A 1164-nucleotide genomic window follows, 5' to 3' on the forward strand; every position below is an offset into this window, starting at 1 on the left:
ATACCAAGGGCTACTGTCTCTGACTCATCTGTGAAGTGACGCGAAGGGCCTGTTCTGATTCTGTCGTGAGAGGGAGGATCGGGAATGGCTGGTGCGATTGCCTTACGGACGGATTATACGGCTTCTGCGTTACGGCGTCTGGCCTCTCGTACGCGGGATGCGAATGTTGCACGGCGCCTTTTGTCTCTGGCTGCGGTGCGCGACGGTGCCAGCCGGGGCGAAGCGGCGCGGATCGGCGGGATGGACCGGCAAACCCTGCGGGACTGGGTGCACCGGTTCAATGCTGCGGGGCCGGATGGCTTGCACGATCAGTGGCGCAACGGGTCGGTCTGCCGCCTGACAGCGGACCAACTGGCAGAATTATCGGCGCTGGTCACGACAGGGCCTGACCGTGCCCGGGACGGCGTGGTGCGCTGGCGTCGGGTCGATCTTCAGCGGGTCATCGAAGAGCGTTTTGGCGTCTCCTATCACGAACGCCATGTCTCCACCCTGTTGAAGCGGCTTGGGTTCAGCCACGTCAGCGCGCGTCCGCGTCACCCCGGACAGGATCCGTCCGTCATGGACGCGTTTAAAAAAACTTCCCCACGATCCTGAGCGCCCACACCGGGCATCTGCCCAGAGGCAGGCGGATTGAACTCTGGTGGCAGGACGAGGCCCGCATCGGGCAGAAAAACGGTCTTGTCCGGCAATGGGCGCGGCGTGGCACCCGACCACGCCAGCCTGCCGATCAACGCTATGAGAATGCCTGGCTGTTCGGCGCCATCTGCCCCGCACTCGGCAAGGCGGCAGGCCTGGTGTTGCCGTTTACCGGCACGGCCAGCATGCAACTGCATATCGAGGAAATCTCACGCTGCGTCGCACGCGGAGCGCATGCCGTCGTCCTGCTCGATCGTGCCGGCTGGCATACAACACCCAAACTCAGACTGCCGCGCAACGTCAGCCTGATCTTCCTGCCGTCCCGCGCGCCCGAACTGAACCCGGTCGAGAATATCTGGCAGTTCCTACGCGCCAACTGGCTGTCCAACACCGTGTTCAGCGGCATCGAACACATCATCGAAGCCGCATGCACCGCATGGAACAACCTCACCGCCCTGCCACAGACCATCCGATCCATCGGCCTCAGAAAATGGGCTCATATAGGTCAAAGGTGATAGCCCGTAGTAT

Annotated in this window: 1 protein-coding gene; it reads left to right on the plus strand. The window is 62.5% G+C overall.

The features are described from left to right. Positions 1 to 84: 84 nt before the first annotated feature. Positions 85 to 1151, plus strand: a protein-coding gene (locus CFR80_RS18290; protein ID WP_110507861.1) for an IS630 family transposase whose coding sequence is annotated in 2 segments (ribosomal slippage) — positions 85 to 571 and positions 571 to 1151 — 1068 coding nt in all. Because the reading frame shifts where the segments join, the coding sequence is not laid out codon by codon here. The last annotated feature ends 13 nt before the right edge of the window (positions 1152 to 1164 follow it).

The organism is Komagataeibacter oboediens (assembly GCF_003207815.1).
GTDB classification, from domain to species: Bacteria; Pseudomonadota; Alphaproteobacteria; order Acetobacterales; family Acetobacteraceae; genus Komagataeibacter; species Komagataeibacter oboediens.